Here is a 294-nt window from a genome sequence, read left to right as displayed (position 1 = left end):
AGATTGAAAAGCTAGCGCATACACATCCTTGGTCTGAAATGAGCTTAAAAGAGTGTTTTGGGCCTTTATATCGAGTAGTGGGCATTAAGCGCCAAGATGATTTGTGTGGTTTTGCGATAGTACAGCAGATTATTGATGAGGCGACCTTACTTGATATTTGTGTGGCACCTGAAAAACAAGGTTCAGGTTTGGGGGCGGCATTAATGCAGCAGCTCATTGATGATGCAAAAAATGCCGGCGCCGTGGTGTTGATGTTGGAAGTACGCCAGTCAAATAAGGCAGCAAAATACTTAT

1 protein-coding gene is annotated in these 294 nt (G+C 43.5%); it reads left to right on the top strand.

Annotated elements, in window-relative coordinates; all coding sequences use genetic code 11:
- Positions 1-294, top strand: a 294-nt coding sequence (locus tag AAEZ03_RS26760; protein ID WP_350582817.1) for a GNAT family N-acetyltransferase, incomplete at both ends; no start/stop codon positions are given.

This window comes from Pseudomonas sp. HY2-MNA-CIBAN-0224, from assembly GCF_040310285.1.
Classification (GTDB): Bacteria; Pseudomonadota; Gammaproteobacteria; order Pseudomonadales; family Pseudomonadaceae; genus Aquipseudomonas; species Aquipseudomonas helleri.
The sequence above is the reverse complement of the archived record's forward strand: the minus strand, read 5'-3'. Positions and strand labels throughout refer to the sequence as shown.